The sequence below is a fragment of the Georhizobium profundi genome (assembly GCF_003952725.1).
GTDB classification, from domain to species: Bacteria; Pseudomonadota; Alphaproteobacteria; order Rhizobiales; family Rhizobiaceae; genus Georhizobium; species Georhizobium profundi.
In genome coordinates, this window is record NZ_CP032509.1 from 4,107,028 (window position 1) to 4,128,709 (window position 21,682).

The window sequence follows — 21,682 nt, forward strand, 5'->3', positions numbered from 1 at the left end:
GCGATGCTGTTCGGATATGAATGGGATACGAGCGCCGGCCCGCTGGTTTTCGCCTGGTCGATCCTGCCAATCCTCCTCACCGGCGTTCTGGTGACGATCCAGGCAGCCGTGCTCGGCTTCGGCATCGCTCTGGTGCTCGGGCTCGTGCTGGCTGTTCTCAAGGCTGCGCCCTCGCGGCTGATCTCATGGCCGGCCCATGCGGTGGCGGAATTCGTGCGCGACACGCCGCTCCTGATCCAGCTTTTCTTCCTCTATTACGTGCTGCCCGAGTACGGGCTCGTGCTACCGGCGTTCATGACGGGGGCACTCGCGCTCGGCATCCAGTACTCGGCCTATATGGCGGAGGTGTACCGCGGAGGCATCGAAGCGGTGGCGCGGGGCCAGCGCGAAGCAGCGCGCGCGCTCAATCTTTCGTCCGCGCGCACCTTCACCCATGTCGTCCTGCCGCAGGCGATCCCGCGCGTCATCCCGGCGCTTGGCAACTATCTCGTCTCGATCATGAAGGACGTGCCGATCCTTTCTGTCGTCACCGTCATGGAGCTTCTGAACGTCGCCAAGATTATTGGCGACCGCACCTTCAATTACATCGTGCCGCTGTCGCTGGTTGGACTGATCTACCTGATCATGACGCTGATTGCCGCCGGCGGCGTTCGCTATCTCGACAAAACCCTGCCCAAGAAAGGGATCGCGCTCAAATGACCGAACCGATCATCAAATTCGACAAGGTCGTCAAACGGTTCGGGTCCCACACCGTGCTCGACCATCTCGATTTCGAGGTGAACCCGGGCGAGATGGTCACGATCATCGGGCCGTCCGGATCGGGCAAGTCGACCGTGTTGCGCATCCTGATGACGTTGGAGCAGATCCAGGATGGCGTCGTGACCGTGGAAGGCGAGCCTCTGTGGCACGAGCGCAAGAATGGCGATCTCGTTCCGGCTTCCGAAAAGCATCTGCGCAAGATGCGCGAGAAGCTCGGCATGGTGTTCCAGCAGTTCAACCTCTTTCCGCACATGACGGTGCTGCGCAATCTGACGGAAGCGCCGCGGCAGGTGCTCGGCCTGTCCAAGAAGGATGCGACCGAGCGCGCGGAGGAACTGCTCGAGCGGGTCGGTCTTTCCGATCAGGCAAGCAAGTTTCCGCATCAGCTTTCGGGCGGGCAGCAGCAGCGCGTGGGCATCGCAAGAGCGCTTGCGATGCGGCCGAAGATCATGCTGTTCGACGAACCGACCTCTGCGCTTGATCCGGAGCTGGTCGGCGAGGTGCTCAAGGTCATCCGCCAGCTGGCCAACGAGCACGAGCTGACGATGCTGCTCGTCACGCACGAAATGCAGTTTGCCCGGCAAGTCTCAGATCGCGTCTGTTTTTTCGACAAGGGACGGATCGAAGAGCAAGGGCCGCCGGATGAGCTCTTCACCAACCCCAAGCGCGAACGGACCCGCGAGTTTCTGAAAGCCGTCCTCGATCCGGATGCATGAACTGGAAACTATCGTTGCAGTAGCGGCCCGCTCCAAACTTGACTAGAAAGCCCCGGCAACGAAAACGATGCGCCGACCATCAGGACGGCGACGCCAAGGGTCGGGAAGCACCATGGAGCAGACGGAAGCACCGGAGCGTGTGGAAGATCGCGATGATGCCGTCGAACACATGGAGTCCGGCAGAACGCTCGGTGAAATCGGCCTGCAGCGCTTCGCGCCCTACCTGATGAACCGCATCATGGGGCGCTACAACCAGGCGCTTCGGGAAGACCTGACGGCGGCGAACATCACCACGCCGAAAATGCGTGCGCTTGCGGTGCTTTCTATCAATGACGGCCTGCGCATCAACGAGCTTGCGGTCTATGCGGTGGTGGAGCAATCGACGCTCAGCCGCGCGCTGGACCAAATGGAATCGGAAGGGCTCATTCGCCGCGAGAATGCAGCCGACGACAACCGCGTGCGCAACATCTTCATCACCGAAGAAGGGCGCCAGCGTTTCTCAGGCGTCTGGCCGACGATGCTGGCCGCCTATGAAGCGATGTTCGTCGGCATCGATCCGTCGGAGCGCGAAGTCTTCATCGCCACGCTGCACAAAATTCTGAGGAACATTCGCCGCCACGACTTTTGAACGGAGACTGCCCTTGACGGCATGGGCTGCGCGCATGAATATGCATTTGCATATTTTATTGTTCCAGCTGCCCATGCCGAAAAGGACTGACCCTCAATGGCCGAGCGTTCATTTGCCAAGGAAGTGCAGAAGCTGCGCATGGGTGCGGGCGAGACGTTCCACGGCGAAGGCATTCTGGCCATCACCAAGGCGCTTCTCGAAAATGGCGTCGGTTATGTCGGCGGCTATCAGGGCGCGCCGATCAGCCATTTGATGGACGTGCTGGCCGACGCACAGGACATTCTCGGCGAGCTCGGCGTGCATTTCGAAGCAAGCGCTTCTGAGGCGACGGCAGCTGCGATGCTGGCGGCATCGGTGCACTATCCGATCCGAGGCGCGGTCACCTTCAAGTCGACGGTTGGCACCAACGTCGCTTCTGATGCGCTGGCAAACCTTGCATCCGGCGGCGTCACCGGCGGCGCGCTCGTTATCGTCGGCGAAGATTACGGCGAAGGCTCCTCCATCATGCAGGAGCGCAGCCACGCCTTTGCCATGAAGAGCCAGATCTGGCTGCTCGACCCGCGCCCAAACCTGCCATCCATCGTTGAGACGGTCCGCCACGGGTTCGAACTGTCCGAGGCATCGAACACGCCGGTCATGATGCAGGTGCGCATTCGCGGCTGCCATGTGCATGGACGCTTCACCGCGTCCGACAACAAGCGGCCGGGCATGAGCGTGCGTGACGCGCTGGAGAATCCGCGCCGCGACACCAACCGCATCGTGCTGCCGCCCGCCTCGTTCCTGCACGAGCAGGAAAAGATCAACAAGCGCCTACCGCAGGCGATGGACTACATCCGCAAGAACAACGTCAACGAGTTCTTCGGACCGGACGAAGCCAAAGTCGGCATCGTTCTGCAGGGCGGCATGTACAACGCGGTGCTTCGCGCCCTGCAGCGCATCGGCCTTGCGGACATCTACGGCGAGACGAAGGTTCCGCTTTATGTCCTGAACTGTGTCTATCCGCTTCTGACCGACGAATTCCTGGACTTCTGTGCCGGCAAGGACGCAGTGCTCGTCGTGGAGGAAGGCCAGCCAGACTATATCGAGCAGGCCTTCGGCTCGATGCTCTACAAGGCTGGCGGAACGACGAAGCTGATCGGCAAGGGCCCCTTCCCTATGGCCGGAGAATATACCGGCCAGGTCATGCTCGACGGCATCCGCACCTTCCTGGACGAGCATGGCGGCGGCATCCTGCCTTCGAAGGGCCGCGCTCCGAACACGCCGCTGCCGACCGACAGCATCCAGCAACTGCAGACGAAAGTGCCGATGCGGCCGCCGGGCTTCTGCACCGGTTGTCCGGAACGTCCGATCTTCGCCGCCACCAAGCTCGTCGAACAGGAACTCGGCAAGCACCACATCGCCTCGGACATCGGCTGCCATCTGTTTTCGATCAACGCGCCGTTCGAGCTCGGCGCGACGACGATGGGTTACGGCCTTGGCCCGGCGTCGGCTTCCGCCTTCAACGACAAGAACGCGGAACGGCGTTCGATCTCTTTCGTCGGCGATGGCGGCTTCTGGCACAACGGCCTCACCTCCTCAGTCGGCAACGCGGTCTTCAACCGCAATGACGGCGTCATCGTCATCGTCGACAACTATTATTCGGCGGCGACCGGTGGTCAGGACGTTCTGTCGTCGCGCGCCGACAACCGCTCCAAGTCGACCAAGCACCCGATCGCCAAAGCTGTGAAGGGCATGGGCGTCGAATGGGTGCGCCAGATCGACCGCACCTATGATGTCGGCAAGCTCAAGGCCACGCTGAAGGAAGCGCTGACCACCGAGGAGAGTGGCCCAAAGGTCATCATCGCCTCGTCGGAATGCATGCTGAACCGCCAGCGCCGTGAAAAGCCGCTCAAGCAGGCCGCGCTCAAGGCCGGCGAACGGGTCGTGCGGCCGCGTTTCGGCGTCGACGAGGATGTCTGCACGGGCGACCACGCATGCATGCGGCTTTCGGGCTGCCCTTCGCTTTCGGTCAAGCAGCTCGACGATCCGCTGCGCGACGACCCGGTCGCGAGCATCGATCAGAGCTGTGTGGGTTGCGGCAATTGCGGCGAGGTGGCTGATGCCGCCGTGCTCTGCCCGTCCTTCTACCGCGCTGACCTGATCCAGAACCCGACAAGTGTCGACCGGTTTGCCGACCGTCTGCGGCGCAAGGTCATCGGCTGGCTCAAGAACCGCCGCGAACGCAGCCGCCTCGTTTTCGCGGAGAATTGAGATGACCATTCACCGCCTTCCCGACCTTCCAACCGACGGCGTCGACGCCACCACGTCGATCATCAAGATCGCGATCCTGGCCGTTGGCGGCCAGGGCGGCGGCGTGCTCACCGACTGGGTGATCGATCTCGCCGAACATGCGGGCTATCGTGCGCAATCGACATCCGTTGCGGGCGTTGCCCAGCGTACGGGCGCGACGATCTACTATGTGGAAATGACCCCCGATGGCGGCCGCGATCCGGTCTTCTCGCTGAGCCCGGCTCCCGGCGACGTCGATATCCTCATTGCCGCGGAGCTGATGGAAGCCGGGCGCGCCGTCATGCGCGGCTTTGTGACGCCGGATCGTACGACCCTCATCGCCTCGGCCCACCGTGTGCTCGCAGTTTCCGAGAAGATCGTGCCGGGCGATGGCCGCGCGGACTCACCTGGCGTGACGGAAGCCGTTGCCGCCGCCGCTCACCGCCTCGTCTGTTTCGACATGGAGCAGGTCGCCGTGGATGCCGGCAGCGTGATTTCCTCGAGCTTGTTCGGGGCGCTCGCCGGCAGCGGCGCCCTGCCCTTCGAGCGTGAAGCCTATGAGGCCACCATCCGGCGCTCCGGCCGCGGCGTCGAAGCGAGCTTGCGGGCGTTCAATGCGGCCTGCGACCTCGCCCTTGCGGGCGGAAAGACGCCGGCTGTTGCCGTTCCCGAAGCGGTCAAGGCCGAAGCGCGCGATCCGGAGGGCCCGGAAGCGCTCGTTTCCGAATGGCGCGCACTGCGCTCCATGGTCGGCGATCTTCCTGCCCCCGTGCAGGACATGGCAGGCCGTGGTCTGCGCAAGGTCGTGGATTACCAGGATCTCGCCTACGGCCGCGACTATCTCGACCATCTGAAGAGGGTCATCGCCATCGACGATGCCGCGCATGAATGGCGGCTGTCGATCGAGGCGGCCAAGTACATCGCCAATGCGCTCGTCTATGACGACATCATCCGCGTGGCAGACCTGAAGACCCGCGCAAGCCGCGAGGCGCGGCTGCGGCGCGAACAAGGGATCGGCGGCGACGCCATCGCCCATGTGACGGAGTATTTCCATCCGCGTATGCAGGAAATCTGTGGCACGCTGCCCGTCCGCCTAGGACGCTGGATCGAGAACAGCCCGAAGGTGTTCGGCGCGCTCGACAAGGTGTTCAACCGCGGCCGACGCATCCGCACCGACGGCATCGTCGGCTTCGGCATGCTCTACGGGATTGCCACGTTGAAACCCGCGCGTCGCCGCCTGCTCCGCCACGAGGTGGAGATGAAGCACATGGCGCAGTGGCTGGAAACGGCGCTGTCGGTCCGCGACATTAACTACGATCTGGCCGTCGAAGTGCTGAAATGCCGGCGCCTGATCAAGGGTTACTCCGACACGCATGAGCGCGGCCTGTCGAAATATCGACGCGTGATGGACGGCCTGCCGATGATCCGCCACCGGGAAGATGCGGCCGACTGGCTGCGGCGCCTGCGCGAAGCCGCCCTTCTCGATGAGGAAGGCAAGGCGCTGGATGGCGCTCTGAAAACCATAGAGACGCTCTAAATATCTTTCGGAGAGAAGATTTCCCAGCATGGGCGAGCCTGTGGATTGACCCGCAGAACGCCCGCCCCTACACGAGTGCTCGGAACGGGTTTCACCTTCGGGTGGATGAAAAGGGAATGCGGTTCGGCCATTCGGCCAACTCCGCAACTGCCCCCGCAACTGTAGCCGCCGAGCTTCCTTCCACGATGCCACTGGATGTGTTCGCACATTCGGGAAGGCGGAAGACGAAGCGTTGACGCGGAAGTCAGGAGACCTGCCTGTTCCAGTCACCCATGCGTGGACACGGGGTGTGGTCCATGCGCGGTCGTCCGTGGCGGTGACATTTGAAAGAGTGTTGCCGCACGCCGGGTGCGACCTTTGGTGAGCCTTTGTGCATATCGCCTCTGCCGTCCGTCCGTCTGCGGTTTCTGATGAAACCGGGAGCGCGCCACCGAGCCGTTCCACGACCCGAAGGGCAGACCCATTGCTTAAAGCGTTCATTCCAGCAGGCGCGATCCTGCTGGCAGCTGCCGGCGTTGCCGGCGCTCAGGATACCGAGACCACCACCGTTCTCGACCGACTGCTGGTCACCGACGGGCTGACGCCGGTGGCAGAGGAAAAATCCGGCCGTGCCTTCACCGTCATCACCGCCGAAGATATCGAGCGAAGCCAAGTGACGTCGGTTGCCGATATCCTGCGCACCGTTCCCGGATTGTCGGTTTCCCGCATGGGATCGATCGGTGCACAGACGCAGGTGCGGGTGCGCGGCGCCGAAGCCAACCACGTCATCGTCATGATCGACGGCGTGGACGTCAGCGACACGGCAGCCGGCGAATTCGATTTCGGCAGCCTCATGACGTCCGACATCGAACGCATCGAAGTCCTGCGCGGGCCGCAGAGCGCGTTTTACGGCTCCAACGCGCTCTCGGGCGTCATCAACGTCATCACCAAGCGCGGCGAGCGTGGCGGCTTCAGGACGAACGTACGGAGCGAGACCGGCACGGACGGCACCGTTCTCGGCGGCGTGACGCTGAGCGGTGGGCGCGACGATTTCGATCTGTCGCTCGGCGCCACGTTCCGACGCAGCGACGGCTACAATGTCTCGCCGTTCGGCTCGGAGAAGGACGGCGACCGCAATGCCACGCTCAACGGCCGGTTCGCCTATGACCTGATGCCGGGGCTGACGCTCGACGGCACGCTTCGCTACGTCAATCGCCGCAGCGAACTTGATCCGCAGAATTTCGAGACGCTCGGACCGCCGGACTTCCTGCCCGGCCCCTTGGTCGGTCTGGTCGTAGATGGCGACGAGGAAACGGCGACGAAAGAGCTTGTCGGCTCGCTCGGGCTCACGCATGAATCTGCCGATGGCGCCTGGACGCAAAATCTGCGCATCTCCGGCAACGACACGTTCCGTGAAAACTTCACCGATGGAGCGCTTGCAACATCCAGCGACGGCAACCGTGTCACCGCTTCCTATCAGGCGACCTATGCGTTCGACACGCCGAACTTGCTCGACGCCACGCACAAGATCACAGGCGGGTACGAGTTCGAGCGGGAAACCTATCTGCCGTCGCACCTGACCGAACGCCAGAGCCGCGATGGGAACTCGTTCGTTGCCGAATATCGCGGCGAGTATCTCGGGCAGTTCTTTCTCAATGGTGCCATCCGTCACGATCTGAACGACCGCTTCGCCGATTCCACGACGTTCAGCCTCAGCGGTGCCTGGGCCGTTCCAGGCACACTCACGCGTCTGCACTCCTCGATCGGGACGGGCGTCACCAATCCCACCTTCATCGAGCAGTTCGGCTATGATCCGGAGAGCTTCGTCGGAAACCCCAATCTCGTTCCGGAAGAAAGCATCGGGTTCGATATCGGCATTGAACAGGGCTTCCTCGGCGGGGCACTCATCGTCGATCTCACCTATTTCAACCAGGACCTGACGAACGAGATCGCAACGGTGTTCGGACCGGCGCCGACCTATGCGTCGACGCCGATCAACCTCCTGGGCGAAAGCCGTCGTCAGGGCATCGAGATCGCTGCGACGTTCGATCTCGGATCGGGGCTCTCGGCCAGGGGCAGCTACACCTATCTCGATGCCAGCGAGCAGAGCCAGAGCGGGGGACCGCGCCTTGCCGAAGTGCGCAGACCCCGCCACTCGGGATCGCTCGGCCTCACCTATCGCTTCATGGAAGAGCGCGCGTCGCTCTTCGGCGAAGTGATCTTCAACGGCGAGATGGAGGATGTCGCTTTCGTTCCGACGCTGCCCAGCCGCGTGACGCTCGACGCCTACCAGACGGTCAATATCGGCGGCAGCTACCGGTTCAACGAGACGTTCGAGGCCTATGGCCGGGTGGAGAACCTGTTCGACGAGGAATACCAGGAAATCTTCGGCTACAACGCGCAAGGCCGGACGGCCTTCGTTGGATTGAGGGGATCGTTCTGACGCTTGGCGCGCGCAGCTTTCTGCTGAGCCTAGTCGGCGTGGTGGCCGTTGCCGCCGCGCCGACAGCCAGCGCCGAGACCATGCCGCAACGCGTGGTGTCAATGAATGTCTGCACCGATCAGCTTGCCATGCTGCTTGCCGCCGACGGCCAGCTGATCTCGGTTTCAAGCCTTGCCCGTGACGCCGATTATTCCATGCTGGCCGAAGATGCAGCAGCCTATCCGATCAATTACGGGCGCGCCGAGGAAATCCATCAGCTGAACCCGGATCTGGTGCTTGCCGGAACGTTCACCACCCGCAGCACAGTTGCGATGCTCCGCCGGCTCGGCATCCGCGTCGAGGAATTTGCACCGGAAACGTCGCTCGATGACATCCGGTCAAACCTTCAGCGGATGGGCGAAATTCTCGGGCGGGAAGACGATGCTGCGGAGCTTGTCGCCGCATTCGATGCGCGGCTAGCCGGCTTGGCCAGCGACCAGTCGAATCTCGATGTCGCCATCTACGAGCCCGACAGCTATGCGCTCGGGCCCGGCACGCTTGCCCATGCGGTGGTTGAAGCCGCCGGTCTCACCAATGTTGCGGATGCGCTCGGCGTGACGGGCATGGGGCGCGTGCCGCTCGAGGTCATGGTCATGCAAGCGCCCGACATTCTCGTGACGACCGATGACGGCGACGAAGTGCGCGTGCGTGCCGAGGAAAACTTCGCCCATCCCGCCTTCCGGCGCGTGGCTGCGACCAGCCGAACGCTTTCTTTGCCCGGCCCGCACTGGGTGTGCGGCGGGCCCTTCACCCTCGATGCGATCGAACTCCTGCAGAATGCTGCAGCCGACATCGCGGTTGGCCGGCCATGACGCGCCCAGCCGGCACCAAGGCGCTGCTCGGCGGGCTCTCCGTGCTCGTGCTTATGCTGTTCTTCCTGTCGCTTCTGACCGGGCCGGCCGATATCTCGCCGGTCGACAGCCTTCGCGTGCTCGTCTCGCCCGACGACAGCGCGCTGACACTGGTCATGTGGGAAATCCGCCTGCCACGGGCGCTTCTCGGCCTGATGATCGGCGCCTCGCTCGGGCTTTCCGGGGCGGTGCTGCAGGGCTATCTGCGCAATCCGCTGGCCGAACCCGGCCTGCTCGGCGTCAGCGCATCGGCCTCGCTCGGCGCGGTCGTCGCGATCCATAGCGGCCTGGCAGCGGCCTTTGCACTTGCCCTGCCACTGATGGCGCTTGTCGGTGCGCTTGCCTGCGTCGTCGCTCTGCATCTGCTTGCTGGCCGGATGGGCAGCGCCCTGACGGTCATCCTGGCGGGCGTTGCACTCTCGAGCCTTGCCGGAGCGATGACCTCGCTGGTGCTCAATCTCTCGTCCAACCCGTTCGCCGCGCTCGAAATCGTCTTCTGGATGCTGGGCTCGCTTGCCGATCGATCGATGGTCCACGTCTATCTGGCAGCGCCCTTCATGCTCGCCGGCTGGGCCTTGCTCGCGGGCCTTGGCCGCATGCTCGACACGCTGACGCTTGGGCCGGACACGGCCGCCAGCATGGGAACAAGCATGCGTCGGGTGGGCCTGCTGGCAACATTCGGCACGGCGTTGAGCGTTGGAGCAGCGACGGCCGTGGCAGGCGCAATCGGCTTTGTCGGGCTCATCGTCCCGCACCTTCTGCGCCCGCTCGTCGGTTCGCAACCATCACGCTTGCTGCCTGCAAGCGCACTCGGCGGCGCATGCCTGCTTCTGGCGGCAGATGTGGCCGTGCGCCTGATCGCGCCGGAGCGCGACCTGAAGCTCGGTGTGCTAACGGCCGCGATCGGTGCTCCCTTCTTCCTGTGGCTCGTGATCAAGCACCGCAGGAGCGCTGCATGAGCGGGCTTGTCGTTCAGAACCTGTCGGTGCGGCTCGGACGGCGTGCGGTGCTCGATGGCGTCTCCTTCACCGCGACAAAGGGCGAAATGATCGGGCTTGTCGGCGTCAATGGCGCGGGGAAATCGACGCTTCTGCGTGCCCTTGTCGGCCTGTTGCCCAGCCATGGCACCATGGAGGTCGATGGCGTCGATCTGCGGCGCATAAGTGCCGGCGAACGCGCCCGGCGCATCGCCTATCTTCCGCAGGAACGTGAGATTGCCTGGCCCATCGCCGTCGCAGATCTCGTCGCGCTCGGTCGCACCCCGCACCGCAAGCCCTTCGCACCGCTTGCGCATGCGGATCTCGAGGCGATCGATCGCGCAATGGCACGGATGGATGTGGAACATCTGCGCGCCGTGCCGGCAACCGAGCTTTCGGGCGGCGAGCGCGCCCGCGCGCTGATCGCCCGGGCGCTTGCGCAGGAAGCGCCGCTGCTCCTCGTGGACGAACCGACCGCCGGGCTCGATCCCGGGCATCAGATCGATCTCATGCAGGTATTGACCGATCTGACCGCAGGCGGCACGACCGTGCTCGTCTGCATTCACGATCTGGCGCTGGCCGCCCGCTGGTGCAGCCGCATTCTTCTGGTCGACGCTGGAACGATCAAGGCCGACGGGCTGCCCGAAGACGTGCTGAGCCACGAGATGCTCGGCAGCATCTATGGCATCACTGCCCATATTGCCGAAGTGGACGGCCGGACCATCATCCAGCCGCTTGGCCGCGTTTAGAACGTTTGAGCGATCAATCGTCGTTCGAAGCGTTGAGTTCGCCGGGATGCAGGCATTCCTGCCCGGCAAAGCGCGCCTCGTCCCGCGCTTTCAGGGCCGCGGAGAGCTTCGACACCAGTTCGTCGTTCAGTTGCAACACGAGGTCCTGCCCATCCGCCGCCTCGCAACTCAGCACGATCTCTCCGCCCCTGTCCTGAATGTCCAGCGCGTTGATGATGATCGGGCGAGCGTCTGCGCGCATATCGATAGGTATCCTCTTGATTACCGACTTTGCGCCTGTTCGATGGCCGCGTCCAGTCGCGCACGGCTCGGTGCGGTCAGCCGGCTCAACCCGATCATCCGGGAAAATGCCAATGCCGGATCTTCGGCTTCGACGAGCTTAGGGTTCTCGCGTACCAACGCTGCGAGCTCGACGAGCGCAATGTCGCCGACGGACCGTCTGTCGTCCTCGGTGGCGTGGTGACGATAGGCGATCGGCTCGTTCTGTTGACCATCACGCCATAGAAAGCGGCCACCCTCTTCGGTCGAGGATTCCACAGTCTTGAGGTGGCGCTCGATGTGGCTACGGATCGCCGCTCCCGTTCGCTGCCAGCCATGGGCGCGTGCGATGCGCTGGGCAAGCACGTCGTCGCGCACCGGTGCTTCCGCCTCGAGCACGGCCTGCACCATCGCGCGGACGGTCTGCGAATAGGCGACGTCGTAGAAGCGGTCGGGCTTCGGCTGGAAGACGGATAGATCGGCGCGTCGAAAAAGCGGGCGATCGCCGTCCGATTGCGAATTGCCGCCACCGGTCTCCAGGCTATCCATAGTCATCCGCTGCAGTCCTTCCCTGCTGGTCCACATCTTGGAGACGCGTTTTCGCGCCCGTGAGCAGCAGGGTCAAGGCGCAGGTAACAAGGTGCGGTTTTGGTCGCAGTGTCAGTCGATGCGCACGCAGTTGAAATTGTCGCCGGTCGCCGAGGACAGCCAACCCATGCTTTCGCTGGTGAAGCCGGAGAGGGAGATGAAATAATCGTCCTCGATGAAAAGCGCGTAGGACCCGTCCGTCCCCTCCTGGATCTCGATGATCGGCAGATCCTCAGAGCCATTGTTGTAGATCGTTTCGGTGAAACTCATGACAGCAACCTCGCAGTCCCATCGCCCGATGAAGGGATAGGGCTCGGCGCCATCCTTTGAAACACCGTCGGCGATTGCCATTCCGGTCGAAGCCGACATGAGGCCAAGAACAGTCATCAACCCGACCACTCGACAGCGGATAAGCACGTTCATTTTGATCCTCCCAAGGCAGTGCATGATCCTTTTCCTCCCTCCGCACCCCTCTGTCGATCGAATTGCGTTCCAAGAATCCGCAAAAATAAACTCGGTGCCGGCCACGGAACATTCGTGGCCTCCAGAGCTTCGCCCTGCACTGAAAAGGACGCACACGTTCGGAACCGCCGGCCGTGACGACCCAGAAGCAGGAGCAGACAATGGACGATAATGACAAGATTTCCGGCAATGCCGGGCCAAGCCTGTCCAGCAACCCAATGAACCCAAGCAGACACGGAACCGGGGCCCCGTCGCCACTGCAGTCGGCCACGGACACGATCAAGGACGAAGCGACATCCGTCGGCGACAAAGCGCGCGCGCTTGCCGAAGACAAGGCCGAGTCGATCAAAGGCGACGCGGCATCGCACATGCACGGTTTTGCCGACGCTCTGAAAAGCGCAAGCGAAACACTGAAGGACAAGCAGGCCGGACCGGCCGCCGAGATGGTGTCCCATGCGGCTTCCGGCCTGGAGCAGCTTTCGCGCTCGCTTGAAGGCAAGTCCACTGGCGCAATGGTCGATTCCGTCCGTCGCTTCGGTCGTGAAAACCCGATCGGCTTCTTGGCGGGTTCCATGCTCGCCGGCTTCGCGCTCGTTCGCTTTGCCACAGCTGCGCCCTCCAGCGACAGCCACACCAACACCACCGGTTCCAATCCGCGGACAACGGGTTACGGCAGCCAGGCCGGCGGCATAACGTCAACGACCAGCAGCGAGAGGTTCCAGCGATGATCGACGATAGAGACAACCGTTCGATCGCGACGCTCGTGTCCGATCTCGTGCAGCAACTCTCGACCCTCGTTCAGACCGAAGGTCGGCTGCTGCGCAGCGAATTGAACGAGAGCGCCCACAAGGTCGGCAACGGCGCGATGGAAGTCGCCGCAGGTGCCCTCCTCCTGCTTGCTGCACTGATCGTGCTGCTGCAGGCGCTGATCGTCGGTCTGGCCAATCTCGGCCTCGGCGTCGGCTGGGCTTCCCTTCTGGTTGGCGTGCTCGTCGCAGCCGTTGGCGCCATGCTCGTCAAACGCGGCTCGACCAACATGTCGCCGTCCGAACTCGCCCCCAATCGCACAGCGCATCAATTGCGCAAAGACGCCGATCTGGCGCAGGAGCAAGCACGATGAACACCAATTCACCCGCCGATATCGAGCGTGACGCCGAACGCGTTCGCGCCGAAATCGCCAACACCGCCGAGCATCTGAAGGCCAAGGTATCGCCCGGCCAGCTCATGGACGAGGTCGTCGACTACTTCAAGGCAGGCGACGCCAATGTGTTCGTCGGCAATCTCAAGCGACAGGTCCGCGACAATCCCCTCGCCCTCGGGCTGATTGGCGGCGGCTTGGCCTGGCTCATGATGGGTTCAGGCACACCGTCGCTGTCGCGCTCGTCCAACACGGGCTACCGCGGCACGGGGCGTCCCACATCGACCGATTTCTCGTCAACCGATTACGACACGGCTTCGGGGAGCACCCTCGGCGGCTCCACGACAGGTGGTTCCATAGTAGGCCGCACCGGCACACACTCGTCTGCAAGCACCCATTCCTCGTTAGGTGTCCTGGACAAGGCATCAGGCGCACTCGGTGCCTCGGCTGACGCAGCAAGGCGCACGGCCCATGACGCCGCCGACAGCGCTTCGGCTGCCTGGGGCTCGGTGCGCGATACGGCAAGCCACGGGCTATCGGATGCGGGCGAGAGCCTGTCCCATGCGGCCGACCGTGTGGGCGAAGCCGGCATGCGCATGCGCCGCAACGTCGTCGACGTCCTCGACCGCGAGCCGCTCGTGCTTGGCGCGATCGGCCTTGCCGTCGGTGCTGCGATCGCCGCAATGTTGCCGACGACCCGCACTGAGGAGCAGTACTTGGGCGACGCGAGCCGGAAAGCGCAGGATCGCGCCAAGGACCTGGTGAGCGAAGGCTATGAAAAAGCGAAGCACGTTGCCGACGATGCCTATTCGGCTGCAAAGGAGGAAGTGAAGTCGCAGGTCGACACCAAGTCTGATGACAAGCCCGCCACGTCGTCGACGACTTCGCCTCAGGCATCCAATGAGACGTCCGGCCCGAAGGTGACATCGACGACATCGTCGACGCCCTCTCCCGCGCCGACGTCCCGCACGCTCTCAGGCAACTGATCTTGACATCGGATCGCCCTGAGAACGGTGCGATCTGCCATTCGATCGAAATCCACCCGGCCAGCCAGCCGGGTGGATTTTTTCATATGAGGAGCTGCGCGGAACCCTCGCGAACGCATGCAGTTCTCTTCCCATCACGGAAGAGAGGCGGTGGCGATGATCGAAACACATGACGCATTGATGGGTCGGATCGAGGCACAACGGCGTCTTCTGCTGTGGCTGTTTGCGAATTTCGATTTCGAACGCGCTGCACTGGAAAAACTCGTCAGGGAGATGGACGAGCCTTATCCCCCCGTCGATCATCAGGAAGATCCGGGCGCGGTACCGACAGCTGCTTTTGGCGACTTCGCGGCGCATGCGGCGGAGATGAGACTGCTTCTGGAGCCCGTGCGGCAGCGCCTTGCCGAACTGGATAAAACCTAGGCTTGCGCCTGAATGTCACTGCCGGCCAGACGCACGATGTCCGCGATCTTTTGCAGCTGAAGTCCAAGCGGGCTCGTTTTGCGCCAGACCATGCCGATCGTTCGAGAAGGCTGCGGGCCTTCGAAGCGGTTGATCGCGACGTCGGCCGACCGCGTTTCGACGGAAACGGCCATTTCGGGGATCAGCGTCACCCCGATGCCGGCGCTTACCATCTGCACCAGGGTCGACAACGAGCCGACTTCGAGCAGTTCACGCGGCGGCGCTGCATGCAGATTGCAGAAAGAGAGCGCCTGGTCCCTGAAGCAATGACCCTCCTCCAAGAGAAGCAGTCGCATCTCCTTCAGAGCGTCGCGATCGGGAACAGGCTTGTCCGCGTCCGCCCGCGGCCGAACCAGCACGAAATTCTCTGAAAAGAGCGCAACCTCCGTCAGCGAGGGCTCGGACACGGGCAGCGCGACGATCGCGGTGTCGAGACTGCCGTTTTCGAGGTCCTGCACCAGCGTCGTGGTCAGCGTTTCCCGCACATGAATGTCGAGCCCCTCGTGCAGCCTGGACAGGCGCTCCATGACCGACGGCAGCAGATAAGGCGCGACTGTCGGGATGATGCCGATCCGCAATTGTCCCACCAGCTGCGCCTGAGATGCCCGCGCGAGGTCGCCTAGTTCATCCACCGATCGTAAAATGTCACGAACACGAAGTGCGAATGCCTTTCCGACATGCGACAGCCGTACCTGGCGGGCGCTGCGGTCGAAAAGCTCGGCTCCGACACCCTCTTCAAGCTCCTTGATCTGGACAGAGAGCGCCGGCTGGGAAATCGAACAGGCATCAGCAGCACGGCCGAAATGCCCGTGCCGGGCGAGCGCCTCGAAATAGCGCAGTTGCTTGAGCGTGAGGTTTTTCATAACCCCAGCTTATCGCAACAATCAGAAATTCCAAATTTATTTGATCGACCTTCTCTGGTACGACGCTGCCACCAGAAAAAGGACCGTGCCCATCGCCTCAGACTTAGAGGCACGTCCTGCAACGCTCTTTTAAGCGCCGCTTACATGCGGTGTCACGCAAGACGTGAGACGCTCACGCCATTCAGGGAAGGACGCACACTATGGACGCCAAAGTCGATAAGGCCGGCAAATGCCCGGTCATCCACTCGCTCTCGCAGGCGAAGACGCTACGGGACTGGTGGCCGAACCAGCTGAACCTCAGCATCCTTCACCAGAACTCCCCGCTCGGAAATCCGATGGGCGAGAAGTTCGACTATGCCGAAAAGTTCGAAAAGCTCGACTACAAGGCGCTGAAGCAGGATCTGACGGCGCTGATGACGGACTCGCAGGACTGGTGGCCGGCCGATTACGGCCATTACGGCCCGTTCTTCATCCGCATGGCATGGCACAGCGCCGGCACGTACCGCACGGGCGACGGCCGTGGCGGCTCGTCTTCCGGCACGCAGCGCTTCGCGCCGCTGAACAGCTGGCCGGACAACGCCAATCTGGACAAGGCACGCCGCCTTCTGTGGCCGATCAAGCAGAAATACGGCAACAAGATTTCCTGGGCCGATCTGTTCATCCTGACCGGCAACGTCGCCCTGGAATCCATGGGATTCAAGACGTTTGGTTTCGCAGGTGGCCGCGAAGACATCTTCGAGCCCGAGCAGGATATCTTCTGGGGCACGGAAGAAGAGTGGCTGGCACCTTCGGATGCCGCAAAGAGCCGCTATTCGGGTGAGCGCGAGCTCGCCAACCCGCTGGCCGCCGTCCAGATGGGCCTCATCTACGTGAACCCGGAAGGTCCGGACGGTCGTCCCGATCCGCTGGCTTCCGCCAAGGACATCCGCGAGACCTTCGGCCGCATGGCCATGAACGACGAAGAGACCGTCGCCCTCGTCGCCGGCGGCCACACCTTCGGCAAGATGCACGGCGCCGGCGATGCCTCGCTGGTCGGCAAGGATCCGGAAGGCTCCGACATTGCCGATCAGGGCCTTGGCTGGACGAGCACGTTCGAAAGCGGCCGTGGCATCCACACGATCACCAGCGGCCTCGAGGGCCCGTGGACGGCCAACCCGATCCAGTGGGACAACGGCTATTTCGACGTACTGTTCGGCTATGACTGGGAACTCGACAAGAGCCCGGCCGGTGCCTGGCAGTGGCATGCCCGCGATCTTGCCGAAAAGGATCACGCACCGCAGGTCGATGGTTCGGGCAACCGCGTCAAGCTCGTGATGTCGACCGCCGACATGGCGATGAAGATGGACCCGATCTACGGCCCGATCTCCAAGCGCTTCCACGAGAACCCGGATCAGTTCGCCGACGCATTCGCGCGTGCCTGGTTCAAGCTCACCCACCGCGACATGGGTCCGCGCGTGCGCTACCTCGGCGAGGAAGTGCCGCAGGAAGTGCTGATCTGGCAGGATCCGATCCCAGACGTCGACCATGAGTTGGTCAACGATGCGGACATCGCGGACCTGAAGTCGAAGATCCTCGCTACGGGTCTGACGGTTTCCGAACTGGTCTCGACCGCCTGGGCATCGGCCTCCACCTTCCGTGGCTCGGACAAGCGCGGCGGCGCCAATGGCGCACGTGTTCGCCTGGCTCCGCAGAAGGACTGGGAAGTCAACGACCCGGATCAGCTCGCCAAGGTGCTGAGCGCGCTGGAAGGCATCCAGTCGTCGTTCAACGCGTCGCAGACGGGTGGCAAGAAAGTGTCGCTCGCCGACCTCATCATGCTCGCCGGTGTGGCAGCGGTCGAAAAGGCAGCCCGTGACGGTGGTCATGATGTCGACGTGCCGTTCACGCCCGGCCGCATGGATGCGTCGCAGGAGCAGACCGATGCGGCGTCCTTCGAGCCGATGGAACCGAAGGCCGATGGCTTCCGCAACTATCTCGAGGTGGACTTCTCTATCCCGACCGAGGAACTCCTGATCGACCGTGCGCAGCTTCTGACGCTGACCGCTCCGGAGATGACGGTGCTGGTGGCTGGCCTGCGCGTTCTCGGCGCAAACCACGGCAACTCCAAGCACGGTGTCTTCACCGATCGGGTCGGCACGCTCTCGAACGACTTCTTCGTCAACCTGCTCGACATGAACACGGCCTGGAAGGCTGTTTCGGAAGCGCAGGACGTCTTCGAAGGCCGCGACCGCAAGTCGAACGAGGTCAAGTGGACAGGCACCCGCGTGGATCTCGTCTTCGGCTCGAACTCGCAGCTGCGCGCACTTGCCGAGCACTATGCGCAGGACGACACGCAGGACCAGTTCGTGCGTGACTTCGTGAAGGCTTGGACGAAGGTCATGAACGCCGATCGCTTTGACCTGAAGCGGGACCACTGGTCCAAGTCGTAAGACACACGAAAGGGCGGCAGAGATGCCGCCCTTTTCTTTTGGGGCCGAAGCACGCTCGCTCAATGGCGATGTCCGGCCACCAGCGCCGCGACGCAGAAGCGCCCGGTGCGGGCCGAGCGGACCAGCGTCATTCTTTTTCGCAGCAGCCTGACGAAATCCCGATGGGCGTGTTCCGGATTGACCGACGCATCTGGAAAATTGAGGTGATGGTGGAGCACCACCACCCGTCCTCCGGGTGCGACGCGATTTGCCACGCTTTTAGCCAGCTGCCGGGCAGCGATGCTGCCGAGATAATAGACGATCTCGGAAACGACGATCAGGTCGAAGCGCTCTTTCGGCATGCCTTCCGGCAGATTTGCATGCAGCAGCCGCAGACGACTGATCTTGCCCAGCCGCGCTTGCGCCTGGGAGATCGCGGTTAGCGATCCGTCCAACGCCGTGACGCGCAAGCCCACATTCATCAGTGCTTGCGTGGTGACACCATTCGCGCAGGCCAGCTCGAGCACGCGGCCGCGTGGACTGAGGCCGGCATGCCTCAAAAGCACCGATCGCTTATGCGCCTCGAATGCCGAGGTTTCGTAGTCCCAGGGATCCGGATCGCATTGGAACAGGTTCTCGAAGCCGTCGAGGTTTATGGGCCGGGCCATCGGCTGACCCAATAGTTCTCGGTTTGGCCGACGAGCCGCGCGATGGTCTTTGGTGATAGCGCAAAGCCGCTCGGGTCGTCATCGACCACCAGGCCCAATTGAGACCGATGCGCTTTGAGCGCGTGGTGCTTGCGCTCCATCACCATGGAAATGTCGAGTGATGCGTCCGAGACCTCTCCATCGCCCGGCCAGTCTTCCGCCTGGCCGTTTTCTGCGAGCCAGATCTGATATTCCAGCAGCGTGACCTGCATCCCATTGCCCCGAACCGCATCCATCGCAATGCGCCAGCTGATGCGGTGGTCCGTGTGCGGGTCGCGCCGCCATGGCACCACGACGGTTTTGAACCTCGATCCCGAGACGAGTTCGGAAACGACATCCAACGCATCGCGATAGGCATGCTTGCCAGGAGGGGGCATGCGCCCATCGCGCAGTTTGAGGAATGAGCGCGGCTGGTGCTCTGCGCCGAGCCGCTTGAGCGCCTCTTCTGCTTCCGCCGCACGGATTTCGGCCATCACATCCGGTGGATGGGTCTGCGACGCGCGATGCGACGCGCTGCCATCGGTGACGAACAGCGTGTGGACTTCAATTCCGGCTTCGGTTGCCAGCGCGATCAGCCCGCCACATCCAAGCGTCTCATCATCGGGATGAGGCGCCACGACGAGGATCGGCCCGTCGAGATCGGTCACGACGAAGTTGGTCATGGCTCGACACCTCCGCGGCCTGGAGCCCAGTTCAGGTCGGCGACCGACTTCCCGAGAATGTCCGCCGCCCCGTCGGGGTTCGGCTGCCTCAAATAGGTGCGCAGGTCGCGCACCAGGCGCTCCAGCGGGTGCGGCGCGATCATGCCTGCGGCGCCGACGGATTTTTCAGCGAGATCGAGCACGAGCACGGCTGCGCTTTCGACCGCACCGCGCGCCGCCGCCGTGGATGGGGTTACGGTGTCCGCAAAGCCTGTCTGCCCCCACTCGCGCCCCACGCGATCGAGCCACAGATACCCGGTCTCAACAGCGGTCGCCATCATCGCCAGCCGCTGTTGCTGGAGGCGGTCTTCGGATCTTGACGAGCGCCGAAGGTGGTCGATCGCAACATCCAGAACGGCATGCATGCCGCCCACCTGGACGGCGACGAAGCGGATTGCTCCGGCCGATATCCAAGGCTCGCGCGTATAGTCGCCAGGCGATCCGACCGCCCAGTCGTCCTGAACCCGCAGTCCGGTGAAGTCGACGACGTGGCTGCCTGAGGATCGCATGCCCATGGGTTTCCACCACGTACGGTCGAGCGGCAAATCTTCCACGGGCGCTAGCCACATCATGCGTTCGGCCATGCTGCCGGTGGTGACGATCGCATGGCTCAATCGCTCCACGCCGGAGGCGAAATTCTTCTTGCCGGATAGAACGCCGTTCTCAATCGTCAACGGGTCCTGCGGCGCATCGGTGTTCCACACACCGAACATGCCTCCCGAAGCAAGCAGCCGATTGGCCCTGTCCAGCGCGGCGCCCTGCGCAAACTGGCGCGCGAGGATCACCGCGTTGACATGCCCCTCGTAAAGCCGGCCCGTGCTCAGGTCGCCGCGGCCAATAGCTGCCAGAAGCCTGAGCAGTTCAGGCGTCGCGTCGGCGTCCACCGGTGGTCGCGCCAGAAGATCGGCTTCCTTCAGTGCCGCAAATGCCGCCTCGGGGAAGCTGCCCTGTGCATCGCATTCCGCCGAACCAGCGCCAATCGCCCTGGCCAAGCCCGACAAATCAACCGGCATGCACGAGCTCTTCGGTTGCTGCGCACTCGTCATATCCGCGCATAACCCGCTCGAACTCGATAAGGGCGATTTCAACTGGGACTTCGCATGCATCGAGATCGTCCTTTGCGAGCAGCTCGATGGCGGCGGCCCTTGCGGCGCGCTCGCATGTGGGCAACGCCACATGGATCATACCCGCCGCCCGCAGGCAGGCGATGATCTCGAACCTGTCCGCGGCGCGCAATTCTCGGCGCAACAGGAAGCGCGCCACGGTCTTGTCGGGATCCTCCACGAGCAACGGATCTCCGCGTTCCGCCTCGACCTTCCAGCGCGCCAGGCTCTGGGACATCCCTTCCGGTGCCCGGCCGCATGTGCGCGCAGATACGGTCACCACCGCATCGACGCTGTGCCGCACACTATACCCCGATGCCCTCACCTTCGAGACGAATGCCAGGTCTTCGCGGTAGGCCAGCGGGTCGATCCCGCCGACCGCAGCGTAGACATCGCCGCGAACGGCCAAGCTGCCGGCCATCTCGAAGAGATGCTTTGGCCAGGGATCGTGATCGATCGGATCCAATAGGGAGCCCAGAAGGCTGCGCGCGCGGCAGTAGGCGTCGAAGGAACGGCTGCGCCTGATCAGCCCGATGCCGAGCAGCGCCTCCTCCGATGGATCAGCAACGATCGTCCCCGCTACGAGATCAGCGCCCGCATGAGCTGCTTTCAGATTGGCAGCGACCCAGTCTTGATCTGGCTCCGCGTCCGCATCCGTGGTCAGCAGCAGCGTCGATGAGGCCGATGGCGCTAATGCAAGCGCAAGGTCCATGGCAGTGCGCCGCGCCATTCCCACGGTCGCCTCATCAGGCGCAAAGGTAACCGCTCGGACGGTCAGAGCGACCTGCTCCAGTCGGGCTCCGAGCTCCGTCGCAAGCTGAAAGGAGCCGTCGCTCGAATTATTGATCAGGAGAAGTACCGAGAGCCGGTCATCGGTCGGCAGACACTGTCGCTCCAGCGCATCGAGCACGCGCGGCAGCCTCGCCTCTTCGTTTCGGGCGGGTATCGCGATGACAGGCTTCAGTTGAGGCGAGCATGGGTCAAACGAGCCAAGCGATCTACCCATGGGTCACGGTATCCTTGGGGCTGAAGCCACGGATTGCTCGGCTGGCAGCGTTCT

At 63.2% G+C, this 21,682-nt stretch carries 22 protein-coding genes and 1 riboswitch; of the genes, 14 read left to right on the forward strand and 8 right to left on the reverse strand.

Annotated elements, in window-relative coordinates; translation table 11 throughout:
- Window positions 1-3 precede the first annotated feature (3 nt).
- The 9 genes from ehuD (at window position 4) to D5400_RS19875 (ending at window position 10,946) form a co-directional block, all read left to right on the forward strand.
- Window positions 4-699, forward strand: a complete 696-nt coding sequence (gene ehuD, locus D5400_RS19835) for an ectoine/hydroxyectoine ABC transporter permease subunit EhuD (protein ID WP_126012011.1) — start codon at window positions 4-6, stop codon at window positions 697-699.
- A complete protein-coding gene (gene ehuA / locus D5400_RS19840; protein WP_126012013.1) occupies window positions 696-1,475 on the forward strand; it encodes an ectoine/hydroxyectoine ABC transporter ATP-binding protein EhuA in 780 nt (259 codons plus the stop codon). The genes ehuD and ehuA overlap by 4 nt, the downstream gene beginning before the upstream one ends.
- A 169-nt stretch (window positions 1,476-1,644) precedes the next feature.
- Complete coding sequence (locus D5400_RS19845) at window positions 1,645-2,103, forward strand: MarR family winged helix-turn-helix transcriptional regulator (protein ID WP_126013643.1); 459 nt, start codon at window positions 1,645-1,647, stop codon at window positions 2,101-2,103.
- 96 nt (window positions 2,104-2,199) lie between these two features.
- The gene (locus tag D5400_RS19850; RefSeq protein ID WP_126012015.1) at window positions 2,200-4,353 is read left to right on the forward strand and encodes a thiamine pyrophosphate-dependent enzyme; all 2,154 of its coding nucleotides are present in this window, start codon (window positions 2,200-2,202) and stop codon (window positions 4,351-4,353) included.
- Window position 4,354: 1 nt separating this feature from the next.
- Window positions 4,355-5,908, forward strand: coding sequence for an indolepyruvate oxidoreductase subunit beta family protein (locus D5400_RS19855; RefSeq protein ID WP_126012017.1), 1,554 nt, complete (start codon window positions 4,355-4,357; stop codon window positions 5,906-5,908).
- Between the two features lie 69 nt (window positions 5,909-5,977).
- Window positions 5,978-6,183, forward strand: a riboswitch (cobalamin riboswitch).
- A 188-nt stretch (window positions 6,184-6,371) separates the two neighbouring features.
- The gene (locus D5400_RS19860; protein WP_164527971.1) at window positions 6,372-8,330 is read left to right on the forward strand and encodes a TonB-dependent receptor plug domain-containing protein; all 1,959 of its coding nucleotides are present in this window, start codon (window positions 6,372-6,374) and stop codon (window positions 8,328-8,330) included.
- Between the two features lie 38 nt (window positions 8,331-8,368).
- Window positions 8,369-9,181, forward strand: coding sequence for an ABC transporter substrate-binding protein (locus D5400_RS19865; RefSeq protein WP_245451369.1), 813 nt, complete (start codon window positions 8,369-8,371; stop codon window positions 9,179-9,181).
- Window positions 9,178-10,179, forward strand: a complete 1,002-nt coding sequence (locus D5400_RS19870; RefSeq protein ID WP_126012021.1) for a FecCD family ABC transporter permease — start codon at window positions 9,178-9,180, stop codon at window positions 10,177-10,179. Before D5400_RS19865 ends, D5400_RS19870 begins: the two co-directional genes overlap by 4 nt.
- Window positions 10,176-10,946 carry an ABC transporter ATP-binding protein gene (locus tag D5400_RS19875; protein ID WP_126012023.1) on the forward strand — a complete coding sequence of 257 codons (771 nt, stop codon included), beginning with the start codon at window positions 10,176-10,178 and terminating at the stop codon, window positions 10,944-10,946. The genes D5400_RS19870 and D5400_RS19875 overlap by 4 nt, the downstream gene beginning before the upstream one ends.
- 13 nt (window positions 10,947-10,959) lie before the next feature.
- Here D5400_RS19875 and D5400_RS19880 read toward each other — a convergent pair whose 3' ends face one another.
- The 3 genes from D5400_RS19880 to D5400_RS19890 all read right to left on the reverse strand — a co-directional run bounded on the left by D5400_RS19880 (window position 10,960) and on the right by D5400_RS19890 (window position 12,215).
- On the reverse strand, window positions 10,960-11,187 hold the full coding sequence (locus D5400_RS19880) for a hypothetical protein (RefSeq protein WP_126012025.1): 228 nt from the start codon (window positions 11,185-11,187) through the stop codon (window positions 10,960-10,962).
- Window positions 11,188-11,207: 20 nt separating this feature from the next.
- Window positions 11,208-11,759: a DUF3320 domain-containing protein gene (locus D5400_RS19885; protein WP_164527972.1), complete on the reverse strand. Its 552-nt coding sequence runs from the start codon at window positions 11,757-11,759 to the stop codon at window positions 11,208-11,210.
- Between the two features lie 105 nt (window positions 11,760-11,864).
- The gene (locus D5400_RS19890) at window positions 11,865-12,215 is read right to left on the reverse strand and encodes a hypothetical protein (protein ID WP_126012029.1); all 351 of its coding nucleotides are present in this window, start codon (window positions 12,213-12,215) and stop codon (window positions 11,865-11,867) included.
- A 200-nt stretch (window positions 12,216-12,415) separates the two neighbouring features.
- On the opposite strand from D5400_RS19890, the gene D5400_RS19895 reads away from it, so the two are divergent.
- The 4 genes from D5400_RS19895 to D5400_RS19910 all read left to right on the forward strand — a co-directional run bounded on the left by D5400_RS19895 (window position 12,416) and on the right by D5400_RS19910 (window position 14,801).
- Window positions 12,416-12,982 carry a hypothetical protein gene (locus tag D5400_RS19895; RefSeq protein ID WP_126012031.1) on the forward strand — a complete coding sequence of 189 codons (567 nt, stop codon included), beginning with the start codon at window positions 12,416-12,418 and terminating at the stop codon, window positions 12,980-12,982.
- A complete protein-coding gene (locus D5400_RS19900) occupies window positions 12,979-13,374 on the forward strand; it encodes a phage holin family protein (protein WP_126012033.1) in 396 nt (131 codons plus the stop codon). Before D5400_RS19895 ends, D5400_RS19900 begins: the two co-directional genes overlap by 4 nt.
- The gene (locus D5400_RS19905; RefSeq protein WP_126012035.1) at window positions 13,371-14,378 is read left to right on the forward strand and encodes a DUF3618 domain-containing protein; all 1,008 of its coding nucleotides are present in this window, start codon (window positions 13,371-13,373) and stop codon (window positions 14,376-14,378) included. Before D5400_RS19900 ends, D5400_RS19905 begins: the two co-directional genes overlap by 4 nt.
- A gap of 156 nt (window positions 14,379-14,534) precedes the next feature.
- On the forward strand, window positions 14,535-14,801 hold the full coding sequence (locus tag D5400_RS19910) for a hypothetical protein (RefSeq protein WP_126012037.1): 267 nt from the start codon (window positions 14,535-14,537) through the stop codon (window positions 14,799-14,801).
- Here D5400_RS19910 and D5400_RS19915 read toward each other — a convergent pair.
- The gene (locus D5400_RS19915; protein ID WP_126012039.1) at window positions 14,798-15,703 is read right to left on the reverse strand and encodes a hydrogen peroxide-inducible genes activator; all 906 of its coding nucleotides are present in this window, start codon (window positions 15,701-15,703) and stop codon (window positions 14,798-14,800) included. The two genes, D5400_RS19910 and D5400_RS19915, sit on opposite strands and share 4 nt — an antisense overlap.
- Window positions 15,704-15,903: 200 nt before the next feature.
- Between D5400_RS19915 and katG the strand changes: the two genes are divergently transcribed.
- The gene (gene katG / locus D5400_RS19920; RefSeq protein WP_126012041.1) at window positions 15,904-18,132 is read left to right on the forward strand and encodes a catalase/peroxidase HPI; all 2,229 of its coding nucleotides are present in this window, start codon (window positions 15,904-15,906) and stop codon (window positions 18,130-18,132) included.
- A gap of 59 nt (window positions 18,133-18,191) precedes the next feature.
- Here the strand turns inward: katG and D5400_RS19925 are convergent, their stop codons facing one another.
- Genes D5400_RS19925 through D5400_RS19940 form a run of 4 tightly spaced genes read right to left on the reverse strand, consistent with a single transcriptional unit; the run spans window position 18,192 to window position 21,628 of the window.
- A complete protein-coding gene (locus D5400_RS19925) occupies window positions 18,192-18,791 on the reverse strand; it encodes a class I SAM-dependent DNA methyltransferase (protein WP_126012043.1) in 600 nt (199 codons plus the stop codon).
- Window positions 18,764-19,480, reverse strand: coding sequence for a PIG-L deacetylase family protein (locus tag D5400_RS19930; protein WP_126012045.1), 717 nt, complete (start codon window positions 19,478-19,480; stop codon window positions 18,764-18,766). Before D5400_RS19930 ends, D5400_RS19925 begins: the two co-directional genes overlap by 28 nt.
- On the reverse strand, window positions 19,477-20,532 hold the full coding sequence (locus D5400_RS19935) for an acyl-CoA dehydrogenase family protein (RefSeq protein WP_164527973.1): 1,056 nt from the start codon (window positions 20,530-20,532) through the stop codon (window positions 19,477-19,479). The genes D5400_RS19930 and D5400_RS19935 overlap by 4 nt, the downstream gene beginning before the upstream one ends.
- Entirely contained in the window at window positions 20,522-21,628 is a 1,107-nt protein-coding gene (locus D5400_RS19940; protein ID WP_126012049.1) for a glycosyltransferase family 2 protein, read from the reverse strand. The genes D5400_RS19935 and D5400_RS19940 overlap by 11 nt, the downstream gene beginning before the upstream one ends.
- Between the last annotated feature and the right edge of the window lie 54 nt (window positions 21,629-21,682).

Coding starts and splice junctions, on each gene's coding strand:
- ehuD (WP_126012011.1), top strand. CDS start 4: ATGCTGTTCGGATATGAATGGGATACGAGCGCCGGCCCGCTGGTTTTC.
- ehuA (WP_126012013.1), top strand. CDS start 696: ATGACCGAACCGATCATCAAATTCGACAAGGTCGTCAAACGGTTCGGG.
- D5400_RS19845 (WP_126013643.1), top strand. CDS start 1,645: ATGGAGTCCGGCAGAACGCTCGGTGAAATCGGCCTGCAGCGCTTCGCG.
- D5400_RS19850 (WP_126012015.1), top strand. CDS start 2,200: ATGGCCGAGCGTTCATTTGCCAAGGAAGTGCAGAAGCTGCGCATGGGT.
- D5400_RS19855 (WP_126012017.1), top strand. CDS start 4,355: ATGACCATTCACCGCCTTCCCGACCTTCCAACCGACGGCGTCGACGCC.
- D5400_RS19870 (WP_126012021.1), top strand. CDS start 9,178: ATGACGCGCCCAGCCGGCACCAAGGCGCTGCTCGGCGGGCTCTCCGTG.
- D5400_RS19875 (WP_126012023.1), top strand. CDS start 10,176: ATGAGCGGGCTTGTCGTTCAGAACCTGTCGGTGCGGCTCGGACGGCGT.
- D5400_RS19880 (WP_126012025.1), bottom strand. CDS start 11,187: ATGCGCGCAGACGCTCGCCCGATCATCATCAACGCGCTGGACATTCAG.
- D5400_RS19885 (WP_164527972.1), bottom strand. CDS start 11,759: ATGACTATGGATAGCCTGGAGACCGGTGGCGGCAATTCGCAATCGGAC.
- D5400_RS19890 (WP_126012029.1), bottom strand. CDS start 12,215: ATGAACGTGCTTATCCGCTGTCGAGTGGTCGGGTTGATGACTGTTCTT.
- D5400_RS19895 (WP_126012031.1), top strand. CDS start 12,416: ATGGACGATAATGACAAGATTTCCGGCAATGCCGGGCCAAGCCTGTCC.
- D5400_RS19900 (WP_126012033.1), top strand. CDS start 12,979: ATGATCGACGATAGAGACAACCGTTCGATCGCGACGCTCGTGTCCGAT.
- D5400_RS19905 (WP_126012035.1), top strand. CDS start 13,371: ATGAACACCAATTCACCCGCCGATATCGAGCGTGACGCCGAACGCGTT.
- D5400_RS19910 (WP_126012037.1), top strand. CDS start 14,535: ATGATCGAAACACATGACGCATTGATGGGTCGGATCGAGGCACAACGG.
- D5400_RS19915 (WP_126012039.1), bottom strand. CDS start 15,703: ATGAAAAACCTCACGCTCAAGCAACTGCGCTATTTCGAGGCGCTCGCC.
- katG (WP_126012041.1), top strand. CDS start 15,904: ATGGACGCCAAAGTCGATAAGGCCGGCAAATGCCCGGTCATCCACTCG.
- D5400_RS19930 (WP_126012045.1), bottom strand. CDS start 19,480: ATGACCAACTTCGTCGTGACCGATCTCGACGGGCCGATCCTCGTCGTG.
- D5400_RS19935 (WP_164527973.1), bottom strand. CDS start 20,532: ATGCCGGTTGATTTGTCGGGCTTGGCCAGGGCGATTGGCGCTGGTTCG.
- D5400_RS19940 (WP_126012049.1), bottom strand. CDS start 21,628: ATGGGTAGATCGCTTGGCTCGTTTGACCCATGCTCGCCTCAACTGAAG.